The sequence below is a fragment of the Pseudomonas parafulva genome (assembly GCF_000800255.1).
Taxonomy (GTDB): Bacteria; Pseudomonadota; Gammaproteobacteria; order Pseudomonadales; family Pseudomonadaceae; genus Aquipseudomonas; species Aquipseudomonas boreofloridensis.
Map to the genome: position 1 here is coordinate 4,268,312 of NZ_CP009747.1, position 22,279 is coordinate 4,290,590.

Genomic DNA, 22,279 nt, shown 5'->3' on the forward strand with positions numbered 1-22,279 from the left:
AATCGTTCAAGCAGCGCCCATACAGAGAACTGTAAGGCCCATTGGCCAACCCACTGCCTGCGGAGGTTGCGATGACGCAGCTGCATGACCTGAAGATCTCCACCCTCGACCTGGTACCGGTGCGCGCCGACAGCGGCCCGGCCCAGTCCCTGCACAACGCTCTGGACCTGGCCCGGCATGTCGAACGCCTGGGCTACCACCGCTTCTGGGTGGCCGAGCATCACAATATGGATGGCATCGCCAGCTCGGCGACCTCGGTGCTGATCGGCTATCTGGCTGGCGGCACCTCGCGCATCCGCATCGGCTCGGGCGGCGTGATGCTGCCCAACCATGCACCGTTGGTGATCGCCGAGCAGTTCGGCACCCTGGCCAGCCTTTATCCCGGTCGCATCGACCTGGGCCTGGGCCGTGCGCCGGGTTCCGACCAGATGACGGCCCGCGCCCTGCGCCGCGAGCGCTCGGGCAGTGCCGACGATTTCCCCGATGATGTCGAGGAGCTGTCACGCTACCTCGGCCCGCGCACCGACGACCAGAAGGTCATCGCCGTGCCCGGCCACGACACCGAGGTGCCGATGTGGCTGCTCGGTTCGAGTCTGTTCAGCGCCCAGTTGGCCGGTATGCGCGGCATGCCTTACGCCTTCGCTTCGCACTTCGCACCGCGCTACATGCATGAGGCGATTCGCATCTACCGCGATCACTTCAAACCCTCGACCACGCTGGACAAACCCTACGTCATGCTGGGCATTCCGATGGTGGTGGCGGAAACGGACGAGCAGGCCGAGTACCTGGCTACGTCGGTGTACCAGCGCATCCTCGCGCTGATTCGCGGGCAGAGCCTGATGCAGCGCCCGCCGGTGAAGAGCATGGACGGCCTGTGGCTGCCGCACGAACGCGACGCGGTGGGGAGTTTCCTCGGCCTGGCGATGATCGGCAGCCCGGAGAAAGTCAGGGCTAAAGTTGAAGTGCTGCTGGAGCAGACCGGCGCGGATGAGCTGATCTTCACCTGCGACCTTTACGAGCATGCCGATCGCTTGCGCTCCTACGAGTTGCTGGCGCAGGCCTTGAAGGCTTGAGGCATCAGGAACGACAAAGCCGCTACCTTGCAGTAGCGGCTTTGTCATGAAACGTGATCGATTCGCGAGGCGCGATGAGTGGGCGCCCGCATCGCCTCAACCGCGCTTGTAGCTGATTTCCTTGGTATCGCCTTCGCAAGTGCCTACGACCTTGTCCTTGGCGGTACCTTTGTCGACGATATCCAGCGTGTAGCTTTGCACACCCTTGGCATCGAGCTTGCTCGCAATCTCAGCCTTGAGTTCTTCACACGGCTTGCCGGCCGCCATTGCGCTGCCTGCAAGCACCATCAAACCTGCTGCGAGAAACACTTTCTTCATCGTTGTCGTTCCTTGTGCGGATCAAAAAAGCAGAGTAGGGCAGCGGCCCATCCCGGTGCCCCTGGAAACTCATACCCTATAACGCCGATACAGGCCAGCGCGGCGCTGTTTTCAGCTGTTGGCGATACGGAAACCGACCTTCAGCGTGACCTGATAATGGGCCACCTTGGCATTCTCGATATGGCCACGGGTTTCGACCACTTCGAACCACTGCATGTGCTGGATGCTCTGGGAGGCCTCCGACAGCGCATTGTTGATGGCGTCTTCGATGCTGGTGGTCGAGGAACCGACGATTTCGACCTTCTTGTAGGTGTGATGCTCGGACATGGATGCGCTCCTTGGATCAAGTGTCTGACAGGGCCGGACAGCCCAGGCCTGGTTTACCTGCGAGCCTGGAATCGCCTGGAAAGTTCGATCGCACTTTCGCGCCGCAGCGCAGTCGCACCTATATCACCCCTACTCAGCGAAGGAGAGTCCACATGGCCCGTAACGCACTGCGCAAGACCTCACTGGAAAGCATGGAAGCCGAGATCGAAAGCCTGCTCAAGACCCTGGAAGAGCTCAAGGGCGACGCTTCGGAAGAAACCCAGAAAACCATGAAGGCCCTGCGCGGCAACGCTCAGAACGCCCTGAAGCATTCGCGCAACCTGCTGACGGACGCTTACGAGGAAGTGAAGACCCGCACCAAGGAAACCGGCATAGCCACCCGCGACTACGCTCAAGAGCACCCTTGGACCACCGCTGGCGTTGCCGTTGGCGCCCTGGGCCTGCTGGCTGCCTTCCTGCTGTGCCGTCGTAACTAAGCCTTTACCGCTAAGCCGGCCCTACTCAGCCGGCCCTTGCAACTCCTGGCGCAGCCACTGCGCCAGTTGCTCGGCGCGCCCATCTGCGGCGCGTCGAGGCACCCACAACGCCAGCGCCGCCGGTGTCGGGGAGAAGCCCCAAGGTGCTGCCAGGCGTCCAGCCCGCAAATCGTCCGCCACCAATGGTTGCGGGGCGATCGCCACCCCCAGTCCTGCCATTGCCGCTTCCAACAGATAGTACAAATGCTCGAACGCCTGACCGTAGGTCAGCGCGTCAGGGTCGAGCCCGTGGTGTGTGGCCCATGTCGGCCAAGCCTGGGGCCGAGAGGTGGTATGCAATAGCGCTTCGCCTAGCAATGCCGGCGCGGGTGCGTCGCACAACTGGGCGAATCTCGGAAAATGGGGACTGACCACCGGCCCGATACGCTCTTGCGCCAGCACATGCACCTGCATGTCGCTCGGCCACGGTGGTTCGGCGTACACCAGCAACGCGTCGAGTCCCGGACGCCGTGGATCGAGGTCGCCTTCCCCAGCCGACAGGTGCAGTCGCAGGTGCGGTAGGTCGGCCTGCAAACGCCCCAGACGCGGAATGAACCAACGTGCCAGTAGACTGCCAGAACAGCCCAGCACGAAGGGCGCCTGGCTAGGATCGCGACTCAACTCGCTGCAGACGCCACGCAGCCGGTCGAATGCCTCCGCGCTGGCATCACGCAGGCGGATGCCGGCATCTGTGAGTTTGACGCCACGGCCGTCCTTGACGAACAAGGCCACCCCCAAATGCGCTTCGAGCCCCTTGATCTGGCGGCTCACCGCACCATGGGTGACATGCAGCTGTTCTGCCGCTTGGCTGACGCTATTCAGCCGAGCGGTGACCTCAAAGGCCCGCAGGGCATTGAGCGGTGGGAGATCTTGACCCATGACGTGTGAGTTTTCCTGACGTGTTGCTGCAATCTTATCGGTTTTCAGCGCGACCAGGGCTGGGTAGAGTAAAGCCCATCGACCGATGGCATGCCGCACGGTCCTCTCTTTTCGAATCCAGATGGAGCGCCCCATGACCCAGCCCAAATACCGTCCCGGCCCCGACGCCAACGGCCTGTTCGGTTCGTTCGGCGGCCGCTACGTGGCCGAAACCCTGATGCCCCTGGTGCTGGACCTGGCCCGCGAATACGAAGCGGCCAAAGCGGACCCTGAATTCCTCGAGCAACTGGCGTATTTCCAGCGCGACTACATCGGTCGGCCCAACCCGCTGTACTTCGCCGAACGCCTGACCGAACACTGCGGCGGCGCGAAGATCTTCCTCAAGCGCGAAGAGCTCAACCACACGGGCGCGCACAAGGTGAACAACTGCATCGGCCAGGTCCTGCTGGCCAAGCGCATGGGCAAGAAGCGCCTGATCGCCGAGACCGGCGCCGGCATGCACGGCGTGGCCACCGCCACCGTCGCTGCGCGCTTCGGCCTGCCCTGCGTGATCTACATGGGCGCCACCGACATCGAGCGTCAGCAGGCCAACGTGTTCCGCATGAAGCTGCTGGGCGCCGAGATCGTTCCGGTCACTGCCGGCACCGGCACCCTCAAGGACGCCATGAACGAGGCGCTGCGCGACTGGGTCACCAACGTCGATGACACGTTCTACCTGATCGGCACCGTCGCCGGCCCTCACCCGTATCCGGCGATGGTGCGTGACTTCCAGTCGATCATCGGCAAGGAAACCCGCGCCCAGTTGCAAGAGAAGGAAGGTCGCCTGCCCGACAGCCTGGTCGCCTGCGTCGGCGGTGGTTCCAACGCCATGGGCCTGTTCCACGATTTCCTCGAAGATGACAGCGTGCAGATCATCGGCGTCGAAGCCGGCGGACATGGTGTGCACACCGACAAGCACGCAGCCAGCCTCAACGGCGGGGTACCGGGCGTGCTGCACGGCAACCGCACTTACCTGCTGCAGGATGCCGACGGCCAGATCACCGATGCCCACTCCATTTCCGCCGGCCTGGACTATCCCGGCATCGGCCCGGAGCACGCCTACCTGCACGAAGTGAAGCGCGTCGAGTACGTCAGCATCACCGACGACGAGGCCCTGGATGCCTTCCACGCCACCTGCCGCCTGGAAGGCATCATCCCGGCCCTGGAAAGCGCTCACGCCCTGGCCGAAGCGCTCAAGCGCGCGCCGAGCCTGCCCAAGGATCACTTGATGGTCGTGTGCCTGTCCGGCCGCGGCGACAAAGACATGCACACCGTGATGAATCACATGGCAGCCCAGGAGAAACAGGCATGAGCCGTCTTCAACAACGCTTCGCCGAGCTGAAGGCCGAAGGCCGCTCGGCACTGGTCACCTTCGTCACTGCAGGCGATCCGGGCTACGAAGCTTCGCTGGAAATCCTCAAGGGTTTGCCCGATGCCGGTGCCGACGTGATCGAACTGGGCATGCCGTTCACCGACCCCATGGCCGATGGCGTGGCCATCCAGCTCGCCACCCTGCGTGCGCTGGAAGCCGGCCAGACCCTGGCGAAAACCCTGCAGATGGTTCGTGAATTCCGCGTTGGCAACCAGACCACGCCGATCGTGCTGATGGGCTACTACAACCCCATCCATCGCTATGGCGTGCAAGCCTTCGTCGCCCAGGCCCAGGAAGCCGGGGTCGATGGCCTGATCATCGTCGACCTGCCGCCGGAGCACGACGCCGAACTGGCCACCCCGGCCCAGGCTGCCGGCATCGACTTCATTCGCCTGACCACGCCGACTACCGACGATGCACGCCTGCCGCGTGTGCTGGAGCGCAGCTCCGGCTTCGTCTACTACGTGTCGGTGGCAGGTGTGACCGGTGCCGGCTCAGCCACCACCGAACACGTACAGGACGCCATCGCCCGCCTGCGTCGCCACACGGACCTGCCGATCAGCGTCGGCTTCGGCATCCGCACGCCGGAGCAGGCGGCGGCTATCGCCAGACTCTCCGATGGCGTAGTGGTGGGTTCGGCACTGGTCGACAAGATCGCCCAGGCAAAAACGCCCGGCCAGGCGGTCACCGATGTGCTGAGCCTGTGCTCGGCGCTGGCTGAGGGCGTACGCGGCGCTCGTCGCTGATCTAGCGTTACGCTGATCGTGGGTGAATCCGCTCTGCCAGGAGCGGATTCACCCACGATGAGGTCACAAACCGCCACGCTCCTGCTCCAGCCACTCCACGAACCGCCCGATCAATGCCCCGCGTCGCTTGCGCGGCGGCAGCACCACGTAATAGCCACGCGCCGAGCGCAAGCTGCCGTGCAGTGGCCGGCACAACAAGCCTTGCTCGACCAGCCCATCCACCAGATGACGCCAACCGATGGCCACGCCCTGTCCGGCGATTGCTGCCTGGATCAACAAGGTGTAGTTGTCGAAACGCAGCTGCCCCGGCGGCGGCGGGCTGACCAGGCCAAGCCCGCGAAACACGCCGTTCCAGTCGAACCAGCGGCTCGTTTGCTCGCCGCGCAAGTGCAGCAGCGGTAGTCGTTGCAGGGCCTCGGCTGCCAGCGGCCGGTCTGGGGCCAGGGCAGGGCTGCACACCGGGAACACTTCCTCGTCGAACAACCAGCGGCTCTCGCCATGCTGAAAGCGGCCATCGCCGAACAGCACCGCGACGTCGATGTCCGGCCTGAGCATGGCCTGGCTGCGTTCACCGGTCACCAGGCTCACGTCCACCTGTGGATAAGCCTCACGAAAGCGTTGCAAGCGTGGCATCAGCCAGAACGCAGCGAAGGCGAAATCGGTGGCCACCTGCAGCACCTCGTGCTGAGTGCGCCCCGTGGCGTCAGCCACCCCCGCGTCCATCGCCTGCAATGCCCCGTGAACCTGCTCGAACAATGTCTGGCCCGCCTGGGTCAGCTCGATGCCGCGGTAAATGCGGTCGAACAAGCGCGTGGCCAGTTGCAGTTCCAGGCGCTTGATCTGCTGGCTCACTGCCGGCTGGGTAGTACCCAACTCCAGTGCTGCCGGTGTGAAGCCGCGTAGGCGCGCAGCGGCTTCGAAGACGCGCAAGCTCTCCAGCGACAGTCCCGCCAGGTGATCGAACATAAGCTCAGCTAATCCCAGTCATTGCCCGGCCTGGGCTTTACCCACTCTTCCATGGATCCCACTCTTGAACGCAGAGATTACACATAACGTTCAACGATGGAAGGCCCCCATGAAACGACCAAACATCCTCTTCATCATGGCCGATCAGATGGCCGCGCCGCTGCTGCCGATTCATGGCCCGTCCCCCATCAAAATGCCCCACTTGGCGCGCCTGGCCGAGCAGGCGGTGGTCTTCGATTCGGCCTACTGCAACAGCCCGCTGTGCGCGCCATCGCGTTTCACCCTGGTCAGCGGCCAGTTGCCCAGCCGCATCGGCGCCTACGACAACGCCGCCAATTTCCCCGCCGACGTGCCCACCTACGCCCACTACCTGCGCTCGCTGGGTTACCGCACGGCGCTGTCGGGCAAGATGCATTTCTGCGGTCCGGATCAACTGCATGGCTACGAAGAACGCCTGACCAGCGACATTTATCCGGCCGACTACGGCTGGGCGGTGAACTGGGATGCCCCCGACGAGCGCCCGAGCTGGTACCACAACATGTCCTCGGTGCTTCAGGCCGGACCTTGCGTGCGCACCAACCAGCTGGATTTCGACGAAGAAGTGGTGTTCAAGGCGCGGCAGTATCTCTACGACCACGTGCGCGAGGACGCCGACCGTCCCTTCTGCCTGACCGTGTCGCTGACCCACCCGCACGATCCTTACACCATCCCCAAGGCGTACTGGGATCGCTACGAGGCTGTGGATATCCCGCTGCCCCGCGACAGCTACGCCCAGCACGAGCAGGATCCACACGCCCAACGGCTGCTCAAGGTCTATGACTTGTGGGACAAGCCGCTGCCTGTGGACAAGATCCGCGACGCGCGCCGCGCCTACTTCGGCGCCTGCAGCTATGTCGACGACAACATCGGCAAGCTGTTGCATACCTTGGAAGAGTGCGGTCTGGCCGATGACACGATCATCGTGTTCTCCGGCGATCACGGCGACATGCTCGGCGAACGGGGCCTCTGGTACAAAATGCATTGGTTCGAAATGGCTGCGCGAGTGCCGCTGCTGGTGCACGCGCCTCAGCGCTTCGCCGCCGCACGGGTGAGCGCCAGCGTGTCCACCTGCGATCTGCTGCCAACGCTGGTGGAATTGGCCGGCGGCGCTGTGGATAACCAACTGCACCTCGATGGCCGTTCGCTGCTCGGCCATCTGCAAGGGCAGGGCGGGCATGACGAGGTGATTGGCGAATACATGGCCGAAGGCACGGTCGGGCCGCTGATGATGATCCGTCGTGGCGCCTACAAGTTCGTGTACAGCGAAGACGACCCGTGTCTACTCTATGACCTGAGTCACGACCCGTACGAGCGGGAGAACCTCACCGGCAGCCCGGATCATCAGGCGCTGCTGCAGGCATTTGTCGATGAAGCCCATCAGCGCTGGGATATTCCCACCCTGCGCCAGCAGGTGCTGGCCAGTCAGCGCCGCCGCCGCCTGGTGGGCGAAGCACTGGCCATCGGCAAGCTGAACAGCTGGGACCACCAACCGGTGGTGGATGCCAGCCAACAGTACATGCGCAACCACATCGATCTCGACGACCTCGAGCGCAAGGCACGTTATCCACAGCCCGCCCCCCTGGATTGAGAAAAGAGGCCGCCATGCAGATGTTCTCCACCGCCGTACTCGCCATGACCTTGAGCCTGAGCGCCTTGAGCGCCCAGGCCGCCGACGACGACAAGCAGTGCAGCACCGTGAAACTCGCCGACCCCGGCTGGAGCGATATCGCCTCCACCAACGCCATCGCCCGGCTGCTGTTCGAACCGCTGGGTTACCAGGTGAAGATCGAGACGCTCGCGGTGCCGATCATCTACGGCGGCCTGAAGGACGGCAGCGTCGATGCATTTCTCGGCAACTGGATGCCGGCGCAACAGGGTTTCCATGACAAATTCGTCGCCAGCGGCCAAGTGAAACAATGGTCGCGCAACCTGCAAGGCACCGAGTTCACCCTGGCCGTTCCGGATTACGTGTGGAATGCCGGCATCAAGGACTTCGCCGACCTCAACACGCACGCCGAGGCGTTCGGCAAGAAACTCTACGGCATTGGTGCAGGGGCCCCGGCCAACCTGTCGCTCAAGGACATCATCGAGCAGAACGCCTTCGACCTCGGGCAATGGAAGCTGGTGGAGTCCAGTGAACAGGGCATGCTGTCGCAGGTCGATCGGGCGGTGAAGAACGACAAGTACATCGTGTTCCTGGGCTGGACGCCGCACCCGATGAACGTGAAGCTGAAGATGCGTTACCTCACCGGTGGCGAGAAATGGTTCGGTAGCACAGGCGAGGTATTCACCTTGGTGCGCAACGGTTATCCCCAAGCCTGCCCGAATGCAGCCAAGCTGTTGAGCAACCTGACCTTCACCCTCGACATGGAAAACGCGATCATGGCCGAGGTTGTGGATAAAAAGATCAGCTTCGATCAGGCTGCTCAGCAGTGGGTCAAAGCGCACCCTGAGGTGCTCGACGCATGGTTGGCCGGCGTCAGCGGCAAGGATGGCGGTACGGCGCTGGAGGCGGTGAAGGCCGCAATGCGCTAGGGTCTGTTTCGTGTAAGGCCACTGAACCTTCGGAATTGTCGATATGCCATGCGTCGCTTGAACCCCCTGCTGCCCTTTCTGGCCTGGCTGCCCCGCCTGAGCGGGCGTAGCCTGCGCCAGGATCTGCTGGTAGGGCTGAGCGGGGCGATTCTCGCCCTGCCGCAATCCATCGCCTACGCCCTGATCGCCGGGTTGCCCGCTGAATACGGGCTGTATGCGGCCATCGTGCCGGTGCTGGTCGCCTGCCTGTGGGGCTCCTCGTGGCATTTGATCTGTGGCCCCACCGCCGCGATCTCCATTGTGCTGTACGCCAGCGTCAGTCCACTGGCCATCGCCGGCAGCAGCGACTACGTCACCTTGATCCTGCTGCTGACGTTCCTCGGCGGCGTGTTCCAGCTCGTGCTGGGGCTGCTGCGGTTCGGCACGCTGGTGAACTTCGTCTCCCATTCCGTGGTGCTGGGTTTCACCCTCGGCGCCGCGGTGGTCATCGCGCTCGGCCAATTGCCCAACCTGCTGGGCATGCACCTGCCCAGCCAGGCTACCGCGCTGAAAACCGCGCAAGACCTGTTCGAGCACCTGCGCGAGGTGGACCTGCCCTCGCTGGCGCTGGGCCTGGCCACGCTGGCCATCGGGATCGCCCTCAAACTCTGGCGTCCGCGCTGGCCGGCGCTGTTGCTCAGCCTGGTGCTGGTCAGCCTGGTGGCCTGGACACTGCCCGGCTACTTCGGCCATGTGCCCCGCGTGCCGGCCTTCATCGGCCAACTACCGCCGCTCAGCCCGCTGCCGCTGCTGGACCTGGAGCTGATCCTGCGCCTGCTGCCCAGCGCCGTGGCGATCGGCATGCTCGGCCTGGTGACCAGCTTGTCCATTGCCCGCTCGCTGTCGGCGCGTTCGGAACAGTTGATCGATGCCGACCAGGAAATCCGCGCGCAAGGCTTGTCCAACATGGTCGGCGCGTTCTTTTCGGGGTACCTGTCGTCCGGCTCCTTCACCCGCTCGGGACTGAGCTTCGAGGCCGGCGCCCGCTCGCCGATGGCCGGGGTGTTCTCGGCCTTGTGGGTGGCGCTGTTCGCGGTGGTCGGCGCCGGGCTGATCGCCCATCTGCCCATTCCGGCGATGGCCGGCAGCATTCTGCTGATCTGCTGGGGACTGGTGGATCGCCGCGCCATCGCGGCGCTGTTCCGGGTCAGCCGGGCGGAATTCGCGGTCATGGCGCTGACCGCTGCGGCCACGCTGCTGCTGGAGTTGCAGACCGCAATCTATGCCGGGGTGCTGGCCTCGCTGTTCTTCTACCTCAAGCGCACCTCACGCCCGCGCATCCAGCACAGCCGCGAAGAGCAGACGGACGTGCTGCGGGTCGGCGGCTCGATCTTCTTCGGTGCGGCGCACTACCTGCAGGTGCGCTTGCAAGCCTGCCAGGGCCCGCAGGTGGTGATTGACGCGCGGCAGATCAACTTCATCGACTATTCCGGGGTGGACATGCTGCACCGTGAAGCACGGCGGCTGCAGCGCAGCGGCGGCAGCCTGACCTTGCGCGGCGCCAGGCCTCAGGTGGAGGAAGAGTTGCAGAAGCTGGAGGGGGTGCAGGGGTGCCCCATTCTTTTCCAGGAATGAACCACCCCTGACAGGCTAGCCGCGCGCCAACTGTCGGCGCAGTTCGTCCAGCACCGGCCCGGTCTCGGGCCGAACGCCACGCCACACAAAGAACGCCTCGGCGGCCTGCTCGGCGAGCATCCCCAGCCCGTCCAGCACCTGCGCGGCGCCCAGGCGAGTGGCCCACTGGCAGAAGGGCGTAGGCTCCTTGCCATACATCATGTCGTAGCACACCGTGCGCCCGGCCTCGACCAAGGTGTCGGCGATCGGCGGCAACTCACCGGCGAGGCTGGCCGAGGTGGCATTGATGATCACATCGACCGGCTCGTGCAACCAGGCGAAGCCGCTGGCCACCACCGGCCCCAACTCGTCGAATTCGTGGGCCAGTCGCTCGGCCTTTTCCACCGTGCGGTTGGCGATCACCAGTGATTGCGGTCGGTGGGCGAGGATCGGCTCCAGCACACCGCGCACCGCGCCCCCGGCACCGAGCACGAGCACGCGCTTGCCCGCGAGGCTGACGCCAGCATTGACCGTCAGATCGCGTACCAGGCCGGCACCGTCGGTGTTATCGCCCTGCAGGCTGCCGTCAGCCAGCTTGGTCAGGGTGTTCACGGCACCGGCGCGCTGCGCACGTGGGGTGAGGCTGTCGCACAGGCGATAGGCCTCTTCCTTGAAAGGGACGGTGACGTTGGCGCCACTGCCCTGCTTGAAGAAGCCGCGAGCGCAGTCGCTGAAGTCGTCCAATGGCGCCAGCAGCGTGCGGTATTCCAGATCCTGGCCGGTCTGGTCGGCGAACAGCCGGTGGATCAGCGGCGACTTGCTGTGGCCGATGGGGTTGCCGAAAACGACGTACTGGTCCATGCACTCTCCTCGCTTATCCACAGGTGGACTGGCCCAGCCAGTCGCGGTCCTGCAGGAAGTAATCGGTCAGGCGCGCTTCCTCGCTGCCGGGCGCCGGTTTCCAGTCATAGCCCCAGCGCACCTGCGGCGGCAACGACATGAGAATCGACTCGGTGCGCCCGCCGGACTGCAGGCCGAACAGCGTGCCACGGTCGTAGACCAGGTTGAATTCCACGTAGCGACCACGGCGAAACTCCTGGAATTCGCGCTGCTCAGCCGTCCAGGGCATGGCCTTGCGCCGCTGCACGATGGGCAGGTAGGCGTCGATGTAGGCGTCGCCGATGGCGCGGATGAAGGCGAAGCAGGTGTCGAAGTCCCACTCGTTCAGGTCATCGAAGAACAGCCCGCCGATGCCGCGTGGCTCGCCGCGGTGCTTGAGGTGGAAGTAGCGGTCGCACCAGGCCTTGTAGCGCGGATACACCTCGGCGCCGAAGGGCGCGCAGGCCTGTTCGGCCACCCGGTGCCAGTGAATGCAGTCTTCCTCGTTGCCGTAATAGGGCGTCAGGTCGAAACCGCCGCCGAACCACCACACCGGTTCCTCGCCCTCCTTCTCGGCGCTGAAGAAGCGCACGTTGGCGTGGGAGGTGGGCACGTGCGGGTTGTGCGGGTGGATCACCAGCGACACGCCAAGCGCCTCGAAGCCTCGCCCGGCCAGCTCCGGGCGGTGCGCACTGGCCGACGGTGGCAGGCCAGCGCCGAACACGTGGGAGAAGTTCACGCCGCCTTTCTCGATCACCTGGCCCTCGCCGATCACCCGCGTGCGCCCCCCGCCACCGGCTTCGCGCACCCAGGCGTCCTCGACGAAGCGGGCGCCACCGTCCTCGGCTTCGAGGGCGGCGCAGATGCGGTCTTGCAGGTCGAGCAGGTAGGCCTTCACGGCCTCGGTACGGCGGGTCATCGGATCACCTGGGAGGGACAGGGTGGAATGGGCGGCGTAGCATACCATCGGCCAAGGCTACGTCGCAGTTGACGGCCGTCAAGCAAAGGCGTCCGATGGAAGGCCTTTTGCGACGATGACGACAGGAGAGTGCGATGGCCAAGCGAATCGAGTTCAGCCAGCATGGCGGCCCGGAAGTCCTGCGGTGGGTCGAGTTCGACCCCGCCCCACCGGGACCGCAGCAGGTGCGCGTACGCAACCAGGCGGTCGGCCTGAACTTCATCGACACCTATTTCCGTGGCGGGCTGTACGCGCCGCCGTCCCTGCCGTCCGGGCTGGGCACCGAAGGCGCCGGGGTGGTCGAGGCAGTGGGCGAGGGGGTCAGCCGGCTGCAGGCCGGCGACCGGGTGGCCTATGCGGGCGGTCCGCTGGGCGCCTACAGCGAAGTGCACACCCTGCCGGAAGCGAACCTGGTCAAGCTGCCGGAGAGCATCAGCTTCGAACAGGCCGCCGCGGTCATGCTCAAGGGCCTGACCACCCAGTACCTGCTCAAGCAGACTTACGCGGTGCAGCCGGGCGACATCATCCTGTTCCATGCCGCCGCCGGTGGGGTCGGTTCGCTGGCCTGCCAGTGGGCCAAGGCGCTGGGCGCCAAACTGATCGGCACTGTCGGCTCGGCCGAGAAAGCCGAGCGGGCCAAAGCCTTGGGCGCCTGGGCGACCATCGACTACAGCCACGAAGACGTGGCCCAGCGTGTGCTCGAACTGACCGACGGCAAGAAGTGCCCGGTGGTGTACGACGGTGTGGGTGCCGACACCTGGCTGACGTCCCTCGACTGCCTGCGCCCGCGCGGCCTGATGGTCAGTTTCGGCAACGCCTCTGGCGCCGTCACCGGCGTCAACCTGGGCATCCTGTCGCAGAAGGGCTCGCTGTACGTCACCCGCCCGACACTGGCCACCTACGCCAACACGGCCGAAAACACCCAGGCCATGGCCGACGACCTGTTCGCGATGATCGCCAGCGGCAAGCTGGTGGTGGACATTCAGCAACGCTATCCGTTGAGCGAAGCGGCCAAGGCGCAGGAGGCGTTGTCGGGGAGGCGCACGGTGGGGTCGACGGTGTTGGTGCCGTGAGGCGCATATGCCCCCAACTCAAATAGCTTTGAGGCTAGCGCCTCAAAGCATACTCATCTGATTCAATCTCGGATCTTGGGCATCGCTCTGATGAAGACGTTGACAGTGAGCTTCTCACATACTGTGAACGCCTTCTGTGAGACCCATACAGCGCTTATCGTGCGTAGTCGGATCTGCTCCACGGAAGCTCTCAGCCGGTCAGCATTGCATTCACTGGCAAGCAGATATTGAGTTTCATCGTAATCGGTGGCTGCGTTATCAGAGTGCCGCTTCATTTCAAGGTCCGTCGCGCAATACTGCCGATGATTCGATAGCGTCCAGCATCGCTTCCACCAGTCCTTCGGCCATTTCCAGTGAGTGCAGGCTCGCCCAGAACAGGCCTCGACCGTCGTCGCGCAGATGGTCGAGGGCCTTGATACCGGCGTCGTAGGCGCAACGCAGGTACAGCGCGACGTGGACGAGTGCGTCGTGGGGGGCGATGTCGGGGTTTACGCTGAAGAGCGGAGGGTGGCCGGCGTCGCAGCGGCCGAAGGGGTGGGGAGCCGTTGAAGGTAGCGGCGGGTCAGGTACGATTTTCTTCATGAGGCGCTCCTGAACGTGGAGCTGTCACCTGTCCGTTACCACACGGGTTGGGTGGCAGCTGTACGCGGGGTGGTAAACCGGGCAGGAGGCTTATTCCCGGCAGGCACAAGGCCTCCCGCGCACAGCCGCCATGGCTGTGAACCACCTGAAACATCCGGGTTACCACACCCGATCGCCAACATGTTCGGCGACGATCAGGAGCCTAGAGAGGGACGTTTCCACTGTGAAGGTAATGGCGGCCGACACGCTGCGTAGGATATTTCCCTAAATCAACAATGTCTGACCTGACCATCAGAATCAGAAAGATCGCACCGCTGCGACCTGACCCAACATCGCGCTCAGTCAGCCCGCCCGCACCACCTCGCCCGTCACCAGATCGCGAATCACACTGGGGTTCTTGCGCCCACCCAGCGCGCCACCGAGCACCAGGTCCAGCTCGTTGTGGAAATACTGCTCCACCCGCAACCGGCTCTTGGCCGCCGGGCGACCGGCCGGGTTGGCGGAGGTGGAAATCAGCGGGCCGACCAACGCGCACAGTTCGCCGACCTGAGGATGATCGCTGACCCGCAGCGCCACGGTGTCATGTTGCCCGGTAACCCATTCGGGCAACAGGTCCTGGTGCGGCACCAGCCAGGTGTTCGGCCCCGGCCAGGTCGCGGCCATGCGGTCGATCCAGTCTTCGGGGAAATCCTCGAACAGAAAGTCGAACTGGCGAATGTTGTCGGCAACCAGGATCAGGCCTTTATCCACAGGCCGCGACTTGAGCGCGAGCAGCCGATACACCGCGTCTTCGTTCCACGGGTCGCAGCCCAGGCCCCAGACCGCTTCCGTCGGGTAGGCGATCACCGCCCCCGCGCGAATCTCACGTGCGGCTTGTTGCACACGCCAACTGCTCACCATTGCTGTCTCTCCGCTTCGATCCCGATGCGGCAGTGTACTTAGCCGCAGCGGGCAAACCAACGTCCGGCTTCGTTGCTGACCCGCCCGATCAGCTCCAGCTCGGTCAGGCGGGCCAGCACCTGGGCCAACGCCAGGCCACTGCTCAGGGCCAATGCCTCGCTGGTCTGCGGGGCGGCGATCAGCAGCGCGAGCAGCGGATCGACAGGTTCGTCCACAGGCGCCGGCGGCAGGTTCTGCCATCCGCGCAGGCTGTCGACGATCTGCTCGACACTCTCCACCAGCAGCGCGCCGTCGCGGATCAGCTGATGACAGCCCTTGGCGCCGGGATGATGGATGGACCCTGGGATGGCATACACCTCGCGTCCTTGCTCGGCCGCCAGGCGCGCGGTGATGAGTGACCCGCTGGCCAGGCTCGCCTCGACCACCAGCACCCCCAGGGACAGGCCGCTGATGATGCGATTGCGCCGGGGAAAGTTGCCCGGCTGTGGAACCGCGTCCAGCGCGAACTCCGAAACCAGCGCGCCACCGCGCTCCAGGATGTCTCGGGCGAGTACCGCGTGGCGCTGTGGATAAAGTTTTTGCAGGCCCGAACCCAGCACCGCGATGGTGCTCCCCTGCGCGTCCAGCGCGCCGCGATGAGCGGCGCCGTCGATGCCCAACGCCAGGCCGCTGGTGATGGTGAATCCGCCGCGCGCCAGGTGCCGGGAAAAGGCCCTTGCCGTGTCCAACGCCGGTGGTGTGGCACGGCGGCTACCGATCACCGCCAGTTGCGCACGCTCCAGCAGGGCAGGGTCGCCCGCGACGTACAACAGCGGTGGCGCGTCGTCGGTTTCCTTCAACAGCGCCGGGTAGCCAGGGTCGTCCCACATCAGCAAATGCTGGCCCGGACGCTCTAGCCAGGCCATCGTAGCGCTGACGGCGGTGCGCACCTCAGGGCTGCGACGGGCGTCGGCGCAGGCCTGTGCAACGCCCAGCGCCACCCAGGCACGCGCCGGCGCGCTGAGCGCCGAACAGGCACTGCCGAAGGCCTGGATGAGGGTACGAAAGCGCCGCGAGCCGATGTCGGGAAGCAGGTGCAGGCGCAGCCGTGCTTCCAGTTCGGCAGGGGAACAGGGTGCAGCAAACAGGGTATTCATGGCAGATCGTCCTTGATCGGCAGACCGTCATCCACGCCATACAACCTGTGGATAACTGTGTTGATAATAGTTTGAAAAGCTGTCTATCGATTGCCGCCGATACCCCTCCGAGCTGGAGCGGCGCAGACCCCTGCAGACACTGCCTAAAACCCTAGCCGAGCTTTGCCAGGTGCCGAACGCGCCAATACCCTTTATTATGTGTGCTCAGTTTTCAACCAAACGCACAGTGACTGCCTGACCCCTATGGCCATCTTGAACATCCTCGAATTCCCGGACCCGCGCCTGCGCACCCTCGCCAAACCGGTGACGGCGTTCGACGACGCCCTGAGCCAGCTGATCGACGACATGTTTGAAACCATGTACGAAGCGCCCGGCATCGGGCTGGCCGCTACCCAGGTCAATGTGCACCAGCAGGTCGTGGTCATGGACCTGTCCGAAGACCGCAGCGAACCGCGGATCTTCATCAACCCCAGCGTCGAAGAACTCACCGACGACATGGGGCAGTACCAGGAAGGCTGCCTGTCGGTACCGGGCTTCTACGAGAACGTCGACCGGCCGCTGCGCGTGCGGGTCAAGGCCCAGGGCCGCGACGGCACGCCCTTCGAGCTCGAAGCCGAGGGCCTGCTGGCGGTGTGCATCCAGCACGAGTTCGATCACCTCAACGGCAAGCTGTTCGTCGACTACCTGTCCCAGCTCAAACGCGACCGGATCAAGAAGAAGCTGGAAAAGCAGCACCGCCAGCAAGCCTGATCCTCACCTTGCAGAAGGCTTGCTCCGGCAAGCCTTCTTCTTTTCTGAAGCGAGAACTCCATGCGCATCGTCTTCGCAGGCACCCCAGAGTTTGCCGCCGAACACCTCAAGGCCCTGCTCGACAGCCCGTACCAGATCGTGGCCGTCTACACCCAGCCTGATCGCCCCGCCGGTCGCGGCCAGAAGCTCATGCCCAGCCCGGTCAAACAATTGGCCGCGGCCCACGACATTCCGGTGCTGCAACCGCCAACCCTGCGCAACGCCGAGGCCCAGGCCGAACTGGCGGCACTGGCGCCGGACCTGATGGTGGTGGTGGCCTACGGCCTGATCCTGCCCCAGGTGGTGCTCGACATCCCGCGCCTGGGCTGCATCAACAGCCATGCCTCGCTGCTCCCGCGCTGGCGCGGTGCGGCGCCGATCCAGCGCGCCGTCGAGGCCGGTGATGCCGAGAGCGGCGTAACCGTGATGCGCATGGAAGCCGGCCTGGACACCGGCCCGATGCTGCTCAAGGTCACCACGCCGATCAGCGCCGACGACACTGGCGGCAGCCTGCACGATCGCCTCGCCCAGATGGGCCCTGGCGCCGTGGTGCATGCCATCGCCGGCCTGGCCGACGGTAGCCTGCACGGCGACGTGCAGGATGACGCCCTGGCCACCTATGCCCACAAGCTGAACAAAGACGAAGCGCGCCTCGACTGGAACCGTCCTGCCCAGGAACTGGAGCGCCTGATCCGGGCGTTCAACCCCTGGCCGGTGTGCCACAGCACCCTGGACGGCGAAACCGTCAAGGTGCTGGGCGCAACGTTATCCACAGGGCAGGGCGCACCCGGCGAAATACTCTCGGCCAGCAAGGACGGCCTGGTCGTCGCCTGCGCCGATGGCGCCTTGAGCCTGTCTCGCCTGCAACTGCCTGGCGGCAAGGCCCTGGCCTTCAGCGACCTGTTCAACAGCCGCCGCGAGAAGTTCGCCAGCGGCAAGGTGCTGGGCCAATGAATCCACGCCTGGCCGCCGCCCGTGCCCTGGCCGCCGTGCTCAGCGGCAAGGCCTCGCTGAACAGCTCGCTGCCGGCGCAACTGGACAAGGTCGAGGACCGCGACCGCGGCCTCACCCAGGACCTGGCCTTTGGCACCGCTCGCTGGCAGCCGCGCTTGGACCTGCTGGCCGCGCAGTTGCTGCAAAAGCCGTTCAAGGCCGCTGACGCCGACGTCCAGGCGCTGCTGCTGGTGGGCCTGTATCAACTGTTCTACACACGCATTCCGGCCCACGCCGCCATCGGCGAAACGGTCGGCTGCGCCGACAAGCTGAAGAAGCCGTGGGCCAAAGGGTTGCTCAACGCCGTGCTGCGCCGCGCCCAGCGCGAGGGCGAAGCGCTGCTGGCCGATCTGGAGCGCGATCCGGTGGTGCGCACTGCCCATCCGCGCTGGCTGCAGAAGGCGCTCAAGGCCTTCTGGCCGCAGCAGTGGGAAGCCATCTGCGCCGCCAACAACGCCCACCCGCCGATGATCCTGCGGGTCAACCGTCGTCATCACAGCCGTGATGCCTACCTAGCCTTGCTCGAGGCCGCCGGTATCGGCGCCAGCGCTTGCCGCTACAGCCGCGACGGCATCGTGCTCGACGCCGCCTGCGACGTGCGCGACTTGCCTGGATTCGCCGAGGGCTGGGTGAGCGTGCAGGACGAAGCCGCGCAACTGTCGGCCGACCTGCTGGAACTGGCGCCCGGTCAGCGGGTGCTCGACGCCTGCTGCGCCCCCGGTGGCAAGACCTGCCACCTGCTGGAGGCCGAACCCGGTCTGGCGCAGATGGTTGCCATCGACCTGGAAGCCAAGCGCCTGGCACGGGTGCGCGACAACCTCGAGCGCCTGCAACTGGACGCCGAGCTGATCGCCTGCGATGCCCGCGACACGGCCAGTTGGTGGGACGGCCAGCCGTTCCAGCGCATCCTGCTCGATGCCCCCTGCTCGGCCACCGGCGTGATCCGCCGCCACCCAGACATCAAGCTGACCCGCCAGGCCGACGACATCGCCGCCCTGGCCGCGCTGCAAGGCGAACTGCTCGATGCCCTGTGGCCCACGCTCGAGGTCGGCGGCATGCTGCTCTACGCCACCTGCTCGAGCCTGCCGACCGAGAATACCGACGTGATCGACGCCTTCCTCGCCCGCACCCCGGGTGCCCGCGAGCTGGACCTGGCGACCGAAGCCGGTGTGCGCCAGCCCCACGGCCGCCAGTTGCTGGCCCAGGAAGGCGGTCACGATGGTTTCTACTATGCCAAGCTGATCAAGATCGCCGCTTCGCGCGGATAAGCACCTGAGGTAGGGAGTAGCCGATGAAGATCATCATCCTCGGCGCAGGGCAGGTGGGCGGCACGCTGGCCGAGCACCTGGCCAGCGAAGCCAACGACATCACCGTGGTCGATACCGACGGCGAGCGCCTGCGCGACCTGGGCGATCGCCTGGACATCCGCACCGTACAGGGCCGCGCCTCGCTGCCCACGGTGCTGCGCCAGGCCGGCGCCGACGACGCCGACCTGCTGGTGGCGGTGACCAACAGCGACGAGACCAACATGGTCGCGTGCCAGGTCGCCTATTCGCTGTTCCACACGCCGACCAAGATCGCCCGAGTCCGCGAATCGTCCTACCTCTCGCGGGAAGAACTGTTCGATAACGACCACATCCCCGTCGACGTGCTGATCAGCCCCGAACAGGTGGTGACCAACTACATCAAGCGCCTGATCGAGCATCCCGGCGCCTTGCAGGTCATCGACTTCGCCGACGGCAAGGCGCAACTGGTCGCGGTCAAGGCCTACTACGGCGGGCCGTTGGTGGGCCAGCAACTGCGCCAGATCCGCGCCCACATGCCCAATGTCGATACCCGGGTGGCAGCGATCTTCCGCCGCGACCGCCCCATCAAGCCCCATGGCGACACCGTGATCGAGGCCGACGACGAAGTGTTCTTCATCGCCGCGAAGAAAGACATCCGCGCGGTGATGGGCGAGCTGCGGCGCATCGACGAGACCAACAAGCGCGTGGTCATCGCCGGCGGTGGACAGATCGGCGAGCGCCTGGCCGAGGCCATCGAAAGCCGCTACCAGGTGAAGATCATCGAGATGAATCCGGCACGTTGCCGGTATCTGTCCGACACCCTGGAAAGCAGCGTGGTGTTGCAGGGTAGCGCCTCGGACAAAGACCTCATGCTCGAGGAGAACATCGCTGAAGCCGACATCTTCCTGGCGCTGACCAACGATGACGAGGCCAACATCATGTCGTCGCTGCTGGCCAAGCGCCTGGGCGCACGCAAGGTCATGACCCTGATCAACAACCCCGCCTACGTCGATCTGGTGCAGGGCGGCGACATCGACATCGCCATCAGCCCGCAACTGGCGACCATCGGCACGCTGCTGGCACACGTGCGCCGTGGCGACATCGTCAGCGTGCATTCCCTGCGCCGAGGCGCTGCCGAAGCCATCGAGGCGGTGGCCCACGGTGACGCCAAGTCGAGCAAGGTGGTCGGCAGGACCATCGCTGACATCAACCTGCCGCCAGGCACCACCATCGGTGCGATCATCCGTTTCGACCAGGTGCTGATCGCCCATGATGATCGGGTGATCGAGTCAGGCGACCATGTGATCCTGTTCGTTGTGGATAAAAAACACATCCGCGACGTGGAGAAGCTGTTCCACGTCGGCCTGAGTTTCTTCTAGCCGGAGGCCCACACATGCGCGAATCATTGGAAAAGATGCTGGCCAAGGGTGTGGATAACCCGCTGCTGCGGTTCGGCCTGGGCAAAGCGTGGCTGGACGAGGGCAACGGCGCCGAAGCCGCCTTGCACCTGGCCCAGTGCGTGGCGCAGGACCCGAAGTACTCGGCGGCGTGGAAGCTGCTGGGCAAGGCTCATCAACGCGAGGGCAACCTGACAGCGGCGCGCCAGGCCTGGGAGGAGGGCATCGCCGCGGCGCAGATCCACGGCGACAAGCAGGCCGAGAAGGAAATGACGGTGTTTCTGAGAAAGCTCGACAAGGCGTGATCTAGCGGGGGGCCTGTACGGGCCCCCTGGATCAATACCAACGCGCCTCGCCGGCCGGGCGCTTCTTGAAGCGCTTCATGCTCCACATGTACTGGCTGGGGTACTCACGCACATAACGCTCCACCACCTGGCTCATCGCCGCCGCCGCCACGTTCACATCGGCGCTGTACATGTCGTCTGGCGCCGCCTCCAGGAACACCTTGAACCCGGAACCATCGGGCAGGCGCAGCGCATGCAGGAACACCCCCACGGCCTTGCCTCCGGCCAGCATGTTCGGCACGAACTTGCTGGTCAGCGCCTGGGTGCCCAGGAAAGGCACGAATACCCCGGCCGACTCGGCCGGCTCAGGGTCGGCGGGAATGCCCACCTGGCCGCCGCGACGCACTTCCTTGATCACGCTGAGGATGCCTTCCTTGGTGGACGGCGCCACGCGGTTGCCCATCTGCACCCGCTGTTCGCGCAGCAGGTCGTCCACCGCCTTGAGCTTGGGCGGACGGTAAAAGATGATCGGTTTGCACTGGTTGCAATAGAAGTGGTTCAGCACTTCCCAGTTGCCCAGGTGGCTGGTGATGCCGACCACGCCCTTGCCGGTGGCCAGCGCCTGCTCCAGCACCTCCAGGCCGTGCACTTCCTTGACCAGCGCCAGCGATTGCTGCGGCGGGCGAATCCACGCCCAGGCGCTCTCGACGAACGACTTGCCGATGTCCTTCAGGGCCAGGCCGACCAGTTGCTCACGCTCGACTTCCGGCATGCTCGGGAAACACTTGGCCAGGTTGATGCGCACCACGTTGCGCGAGCCGTTGGGGACCTTCCACATCAGCCAGCCGATACCGGCGCCCACGCGCTGCACGGCGCTCCAGGGCAATTTGGCGAACAGGCGCAGCACCCCGACCATCAGGGCGCCCTTGAACTTTTCCACAGGCGATTCCTTATTTCTGCAAGGCGGGCATTGTAACGCCTCAGTGCGCCAGCGCGGGGTAGCGATCGCAGTCGGTGGTGTGGTCCATGACCATGCCGGTGGCCTGCATGAAGGCGTAGCAGATGGTCGGTCCGACGAAGGTGAAGCCCTTTTTCTGCAGGGCCTTGCTCATGGCCTTGGCCTCGTCGGTGACGCTGGGGATATCGCCGCGGCCCTGGGGATGGTTGATCTTCGGCTCGCCGCCGACGAACGACCACAGCCACTGGCCGGGGTCTTCCAGCGCCAGCCAGGCGCGGGCATTGCGGCGCACCGCATTGAGCTTGAGGCGGTTGCGGATGATGCCCGGGTCGAGCATCAGTTCCTCGATGCGCGCATCGCTCATCTCGGCCAACCGATGGGGGTCAAAGCCCTCCAGCACCTGTCGATAGCGCTCGCGTTTCTTCAGCACCGTGATCCACGAAAGGCCCGCCTGGAACCCTTCGAGCAAAAGCATCTCGAAGAGCAACGCCGGGTCGCGCTGCGGGGTTCCCCATTCCTGGTCGTGGTAGGCCTGGTACAGGGGATCGTCGGTACACCAGAAGCAGCGTGGCATAAGGCTCCAATTACGTAGAGGGCGAGGCGAATCGGGTTATACTCCCGCTCTTTACATCCGCATCCCCA

At 64.9% G+C, this 22,279-nt stretch carries 24 protein-coding genes; 13 read left to right on the plus strand and 11 right to left on the minus strand.

The genetic code is table 11. The annotated features are described in order from the left end of the window. Positions 1-71: 71 nt before the first annotated feature. Complete coding sequence (locus NJ69_RS18705; RefSeq protein WP_039582102.1) at positions 72-1,073, plus strand: LLM class flavin-dependent oxidoreductase; 1,002 nt, start codon at positions 72-74, stop codon at positions 1,071-1,073. A gap of 96 nt (positions 1,074-1,169) precedes the next feature. Here NJ69_RS18705 and NJ69_RS18710 read toward each other — a convergent pair whose 3' ends face one another. Then, positions 1,170-1,391, minus strand: coding sequence for a DUF1161 domain-containing protein (locus tag NJ69_RS18710; RefSeq protein WP_039582104.1), 222 nt, complete (start codon positions 1,389-1,391; stop codon positions 1,170-1,172). Between the two features lie 111 nt (positions 1,392-1,502). Beyond that, positions 1,503-1,718 (minus strand): dodecin, encoded by a 216-nt coding sequence (locus tag NJ69_RS18715; protein ID WP_029614865.1) that lies wholly within the window; start codon positions 1,716-1,718, stop codon positions 1,503-1,505. A 152-nt stretch (positions 1,719-1,870) separates the two neighbouring features. Between NJ69_RS18715 and NJ69_RS18720 the strand changes: the two genes are divergently transcribed. Further along, a complete protein-coding gene (locus NJ69_RS18720; RefSeq protein WP_029614866.1) occupies positions 1,871-2,194 on the plus strand; it encodes a DUF883 family protein in 324 nt (107 codons plus the stop codon). A gap of 21 nt (positions 2,195-2,215) precedes the next feature. Here the strand turns inward: NJ69_RS18720 and NJ69_RS18725 are convergent, their stop codons facing one another. Then, positions 2,216-3,112: a LysR family transcriptional regulator gene (locus tag NJ69_RS18725; RefSeq protein ID WP_039582109.1), complete on the minus strand. Its 897-nt coding sequence runs from the start codon at positions 3,110-3,112 to the stop codon at positions 2,216-2,218. A 133-nt stretch (positions 3,113-3,245) separates the two neighbouring features. Between NJ69_RS18725 and trpB the strand changes: the two genes are divergently transcribed. Next, a complete protein-coding gene (trpB, locus tag NJ69_RS18730) occupies positions 3,246-4,463 on the plus strand; it encodes a tryptophan synthase subunit beta (protein WP_039582111.1) in 1,218 nt (405 codons plus the stop codon). Next, the gene (gene trpA, locus NJ69_RS18735) at positions 4,460-5,269 is read left to right on the plus strand and encodes a tryptophan synthase subunit alpha (RefSeq protein WP_039582114.1); all 810 of its coding nucleotides are present in this window, start codon (positions 4,460-4,462) and stop codon (positions 5,267-5,269) included. Before trpB ends, trpA begins: the two co-directional genes overlap by 4 nt. Positions 5,270-5,332: 63 nt before the next feature. Here trpA and NJ69_RS18740 read toward each other — a convergent pair whose 3' ends face one another. After that, positions 5,333-6,235, minus strand: a complete 903-nt coding sequence (locus NJ69_RS18740) for a choline sulfate utilization transcriptional regulator (RefSeq protein WP_039582116.1) — start codon at positions 6,233-6,235, stop codon at positions 5,333-5,335. A 109-nt stretch (positions 6,236-6,344) separates the two neighbouring features. Here NJ69_RS18740 and betC point away from each other — a divergent pair, with 109 nt between their 5' ends. From betC to NJ69_RS18755, 3 genes are read left to right on the plus strand one after another with little or no spacing between them, the layout of a single operon-like run. Continuing rightward, positions 6,345-7,862, plus strand: a complete 1,518-nt coding sequence (gene betC / locus NJ69_RS18745) for a choline-sulfatase (protein ID WP_039582118.1) — start codon at positions 6,345-6,347, stop codon at positions 7,860-7,862. A gap of 14 nt (positions 7,863-7,876) precedes the next feature. Next, positions 7,877-8,809: a choline ABC transporter substrate-binding protein gene (gene choX / locus NJ69_RS18750; RefSeq protein WP_039582119.1), complete on the plus strand. Its 933-nt coding sequence runs from the start codon at positions 7,877-7,879 to the stop codon at positions 8,807-8,809. Between the two features lie 48 nt (positions 8,810-8,857). Then, on the plus strand, positions 8,858-10,423 hold the full coding sequence (locus NJ69_RS18755) for a SulP family inorganic anion transporter (RefSeq protein ID WP_039582122.1): 1,566 nt from the start codon (positions 8,858-8,860) through the stop codon (positions 10,421-10,423). A gap of 15 nt (positions 10,424-10,438) precedes the next feature. Here NJ69_RS18755 and aroE read toward each other — a convergent pair whose 3' ends face one another. Further along, positions 10,439-11,263 (minus strand): shikimate dehydrogenase, encoded by an 825-nt coding sequence (gene aroE, locus NJ69_RS18760; RefSeq protein ID WP_039582124.1) that lies wholly within the window; start codon positions 11,261-11,263, stop codon positions 10,439-10,441. Positions 11,264-11,276: 13 nt separating this feature from the next. Then, a complete protein-coding gene (hemF, locus tag NJ69_RS18765; protein ID WP_039582125.1) occupies positions 11,277-12,200 on the minus strand; it encodes an oxygen-dependent coproporphyrinogen oxidase in 924 nt (307 codons plus the stop codon). Positions 12,201-12,334: 134 nt separating this feature from the next. Here hemF and NJ69_RS18770 point away from each other — a divergent pair, with 134 nt between their 5' ends. Then, positions 12,335-13,312 carry an NADPH:quinone reductase gene (locus NJ69_RS18770; RefSeq protein ID WP_039582128.1) on the plus strand — a complete coding sequence of 326 codons (978 nt, stop codon included), beginning with the start codon at positions 12,335-12,337 and terminating at the stop codon, positions 13,310-13,312. Between the two features lie 276 nt (positions 13,313-13,588). On the opposite strand, the gene NJ69_RS18780 is transcribed toward NJ69_RS18770, so the two are convergent. The 3 genes from NJ69_RS18780 to dprA all read right to left on the minus strand — a co-directional run bounded on the left by NJ69_RS18780 (position 13,589) and on the right by dprA (position 15,930). After that, complete coding sequence (locus NJ69_RS18780; protein ID WP_039582132.1) at positions 13,589-13,894, minus strand: DUF3077 domain-containing protein; 306 nt, start codon at positions 13,892-13,894, stop codon at positions 13,589-13,591. 342 nt (positions 13,895-14,236) lie between these two features. Then, the gene (locus NJ69_RS18785) at positions 14,237-14,794 is read right to left on the minus strand and encodes an L-threonylcarbamoyladenylate synthase (RefSeq protein WP_039582134.1); all 558 of its coding nucleotides are present in this window, start codon (positions 14,792-14,794) and stop codon (positions 14,237-14,239) included. 38 nt (positions 14,795-14,832) lie between these two features. After that, positions 14,833-15,930, minus strand: coding sequence for a DNA-processing protein DprA (dprA, locus tag NJ69_RS18790; protein WP_039582137.1), 1,098 nt, complete (start codon positions 15,928-15,930; stop codon positions 14,833-14,835). A gap of 243 nt (positions 15,931-16,173) precedes the next feature. Between dprA and def the strand changes: the two genes are divergently transcribed. From def to NJ69_RS18815, 5 genes are read left to right on the plus strand one after another with little or no spacing between them, the layout of a single operon-like run. Continuing rightward, positions 16,174-16,680 (plus strand): peptide deformylase, encoded by a 507-nt coding sequence (def, locus tag NJ69_RS18795; RefSeq protein WP_039582140.1) that lies wholly within the window; start codon positions 16,174-16,176, stop codon positions 16,678-16,680. 60 nt (positions 16,681-16,740) lie between these two features. Beyond that, positions 16,741-17,673, plus strand: a complete 933-nt coding sequence (fmt, locus tag NJ69_RS18800) for a methionyl-tRNA formyltransferase (protein ID WP_039582142.1) — start codon at positions 16,741-16,743, stop codon at positions 17,671-17,673. Continuing rightward, positions 17,670-18,980: a 16S rRNA (cytosine(967)-C(5))-methyltransferase RsmB gene (gene rsmB / locus NJ69_RS18805; protein ID WP_039582145.1), complete on the plus strand. Its 1,311-nt coding sequence runs from the start codon at positions 17,670-17,672 to the stop codon at positions 18,978-18,980. Before fmt ends, rsmB begins: the two co-directional genes overlap by 4 nt. A 23-nt stretch (positions 18,981-19,003) precedes the next feature. Further along, positions 19,004-20,377 carry a Trk system potassium transporter TrkA gene (trkA, locus tag NJ69_RS18810; RefSeq protein WP_039582147.1) on the plus strand — a complete coding sequence of 458 codons (1,374 nt, stop codon included), beginning with the start codon at positions 19,004-19,006 and terminating at the stop codon, positions 20,375-20,377. Between the two features lie 14 nt (positions 20,378-20,391). Then, positions 20,392-20,700: a tetratricopeptide repeat protein gene (locus tag NJ69_RS18815; RefSeq protein ID WP_039582151.1), complete on the plus strand. Its 309-nt coding sequence runs from the start codon at positions 20,392-20,394 to the stop codon at positions 20,698-20,700. Positions 20,701-20,731: 31 nt separating this feature from the next. Here NJ69_RS18815 and NJ69_RS18820 read toward each other — a convergent pair whose 3' ends face one another. After that, positions 20,732-21,619, minus strand: coding sequence for a lysophospholipid acyltransferase (locus tag NJ69_RS18820; protein WP_039582152.1), 888 nt, complete (start codon positions 21,617-21,619; stop codon positions 20,732-20,734). A 40-nt stretch (positions 21,620-21,659) separates the two neighbouring features. Continuing rightward, complete coding sequence (locus NJ69_RS18825; protein WP_029615042.1) at positions 21,660-22,211, minus strand: DNA-3-methyladenine glycosylase I; 552 nt, start codon at positions 22,209-22,211, stop codon at positions 21,660-21,662. Positions 22,212-22,279 lie beyond the last annotated feature (68 nt).

What these genes read in the sequence shown, in the direction of transcription:
- NJ69_RS18705 (WP_039582102.1), top strand. Translation starts at nt 72, where the DNA reads ATGACGCAGCTGCATGACCTGAAGATCTCCACCCTCGACCTGGTACCG.
- NJ69_RS18710 (WP_039582104.1), bottom strand. Translation starts at nt 1,391, where the DNA reads ATGAAGAAAGTGTTTCTCGCAGCAGGTTTGATGGTGCTTGCAGGCAGC.
- NJ69_RS18715 (WP_029614865.1), bottom strand. Translation starts at nt 1,718, where the DNA reads ATGTCCGAGCATCACACCTACAAGAAGGTCGAAATCGTCGGTTCCTCG.
- NJ69_RS18720 (WP_029614866.1), top strand. Translation starts at nt 1,871, where the DNA reads ATGGCCCGTAACGCACTGCGCAAGACCTCACTGGAAAGCATGGAAGCC.
- NJ69_RS18725 (WP_039582109.1), bottom strand. Translation starts at nt 3,112, where the DNA reads ATGGGTCAAGATCTCCCACCGCTCAATGCCCTGCGGGCCTTTGAGGTC.
- trpB (WP_039582111.1), top strand. Translation starts at nt 3,246, where the DNA reads ATGACCCAGCCCAAATACCGTCCCGGCCCCGACGCCAACGGCCTGTTC.
- trpA (WP_039582114.1), top strand. Translation starts at nt 4,460, where the DNA reads ATGAGCCGTCTTCAACAACGCTTCGCCGAGCTGAAGGCCGAAGGCCGC.
- NJ69_RS18740 (WP_039582116.1), bottom strand. Translation starts at nt 6,235, where the DNA reads ATGTTCGATCACCTGGCGGGACTGTCGCTGGAGAGCTTGCGCGTCTTC.
- betC (WP_039582118.1), top strand. Translation starts at nt 6,345, where the DNA reads ATGAAACGACCAAACATCCTCTTCATCATGGCCGATCAGATGGCCGCG.
- choX (WP_039582119.1), top strand. Translation starts at nt 7,877, where the DNA reads ATGCAGATGTTCTCCACCGCCGTACTCGCCATGACCTTGAGCCTGAGC.
- NJ69_RS18755 (WP_039582122.1), top strand. Translation starts at nt 8,858, where the DNA reads ATGCGTCGCTTGAACCCCCTGCTGCCCTTTCTGGCCTGGCTGCCCCGC.
- aroE (WP_039582124.1), bottom strand. Translation starts at nt 11,263, where the DNA reads ATGGACCAGTACGTCGTTTTCGGCAACCCCATCGGCCACAGCAAGTCG.
- hemF (WP_039582125.1), bottom strand. Translation starts at nt 12,200, where the DNA reads ATGACCCGCCGTACCGAGGCCGTGAAGGCCTACCTGCTCGACCTGCAA.
- NJ69_RS18770 (WP_039582128.1), top strand. Translation starts at nt 12,335, where the DNA reads ATGGCCAAGCGAATCGAGTTCAGCCAGCATGGCGGCCCGGAAGTCCTG.
- NJ69_RS18780 (WP_039582132.1), bottom strand. Translation starts at nt 13,894, where the DNA reads ATGAAGAAAATCGTACCTGACCCGCCGCTACCTTCAACGGCTCCCCAC.
- NJ69_RS18785 (WP_039582134.1), bottom strand. Translation starts at nt 14,794, where the DNA reads ATGGTGAGCAGTTGGCGTGTGCAACAAGCCGCACGTGAGATTCGCGCG.
- dprA (WP_039582137.1), bottom strand. Translation starts at nt 15,930, where the DNA reads ATGAATACCCTGTTTGCTGCACCCTGTTCCCCTGCCGAACTGGAAGCA.
- def (WP_039582140.1), top strand. Translation starts at nt 16,174, where the DNA reads ATGGCCATCTTGAACATCCTCGAATTCCCGGACCCGCGCCTGCGCACC.
- fmt (WP_039582142.1), top strand. Translation starts at nt 16,741, where the DNA reads ATGCGCATCGTCTTCGCAGGCACCCCAGAGTTTGCCGCCGAACACCTC.
- rsmB (WP_039582145.1), top strand. Translation starts at nt 17,670, where the DNA reads ATGAATCCACGCCTGGCCGCCGCCCGTGCCCTGGCCGCCGTGCTCAGC.
- trkA (WP_039582147.1), top strand. Translation starts at nt 19,004, where the DNA reads ATGAAGATCATCATCCTCGGCGCAGGGCAGGTGGGCGGCACGCTGGCC.
- NJ69_RS18815 (WP_039582151.1), top strand. Translation starts at nt 20,392, where the DNA reads ATGCGCGAATCATTGGAAAAGATGCTGGCCAAGGGTGTGGATAACCCG.
- NJ69_RS18825 (WP_029615042.1), bottom strand. Translation starts at nt 22,211, where the DNA reads ATGCCACGCTGCTTCTGGTGTACCGACGATCCCCTGTACCAGGCCTAC.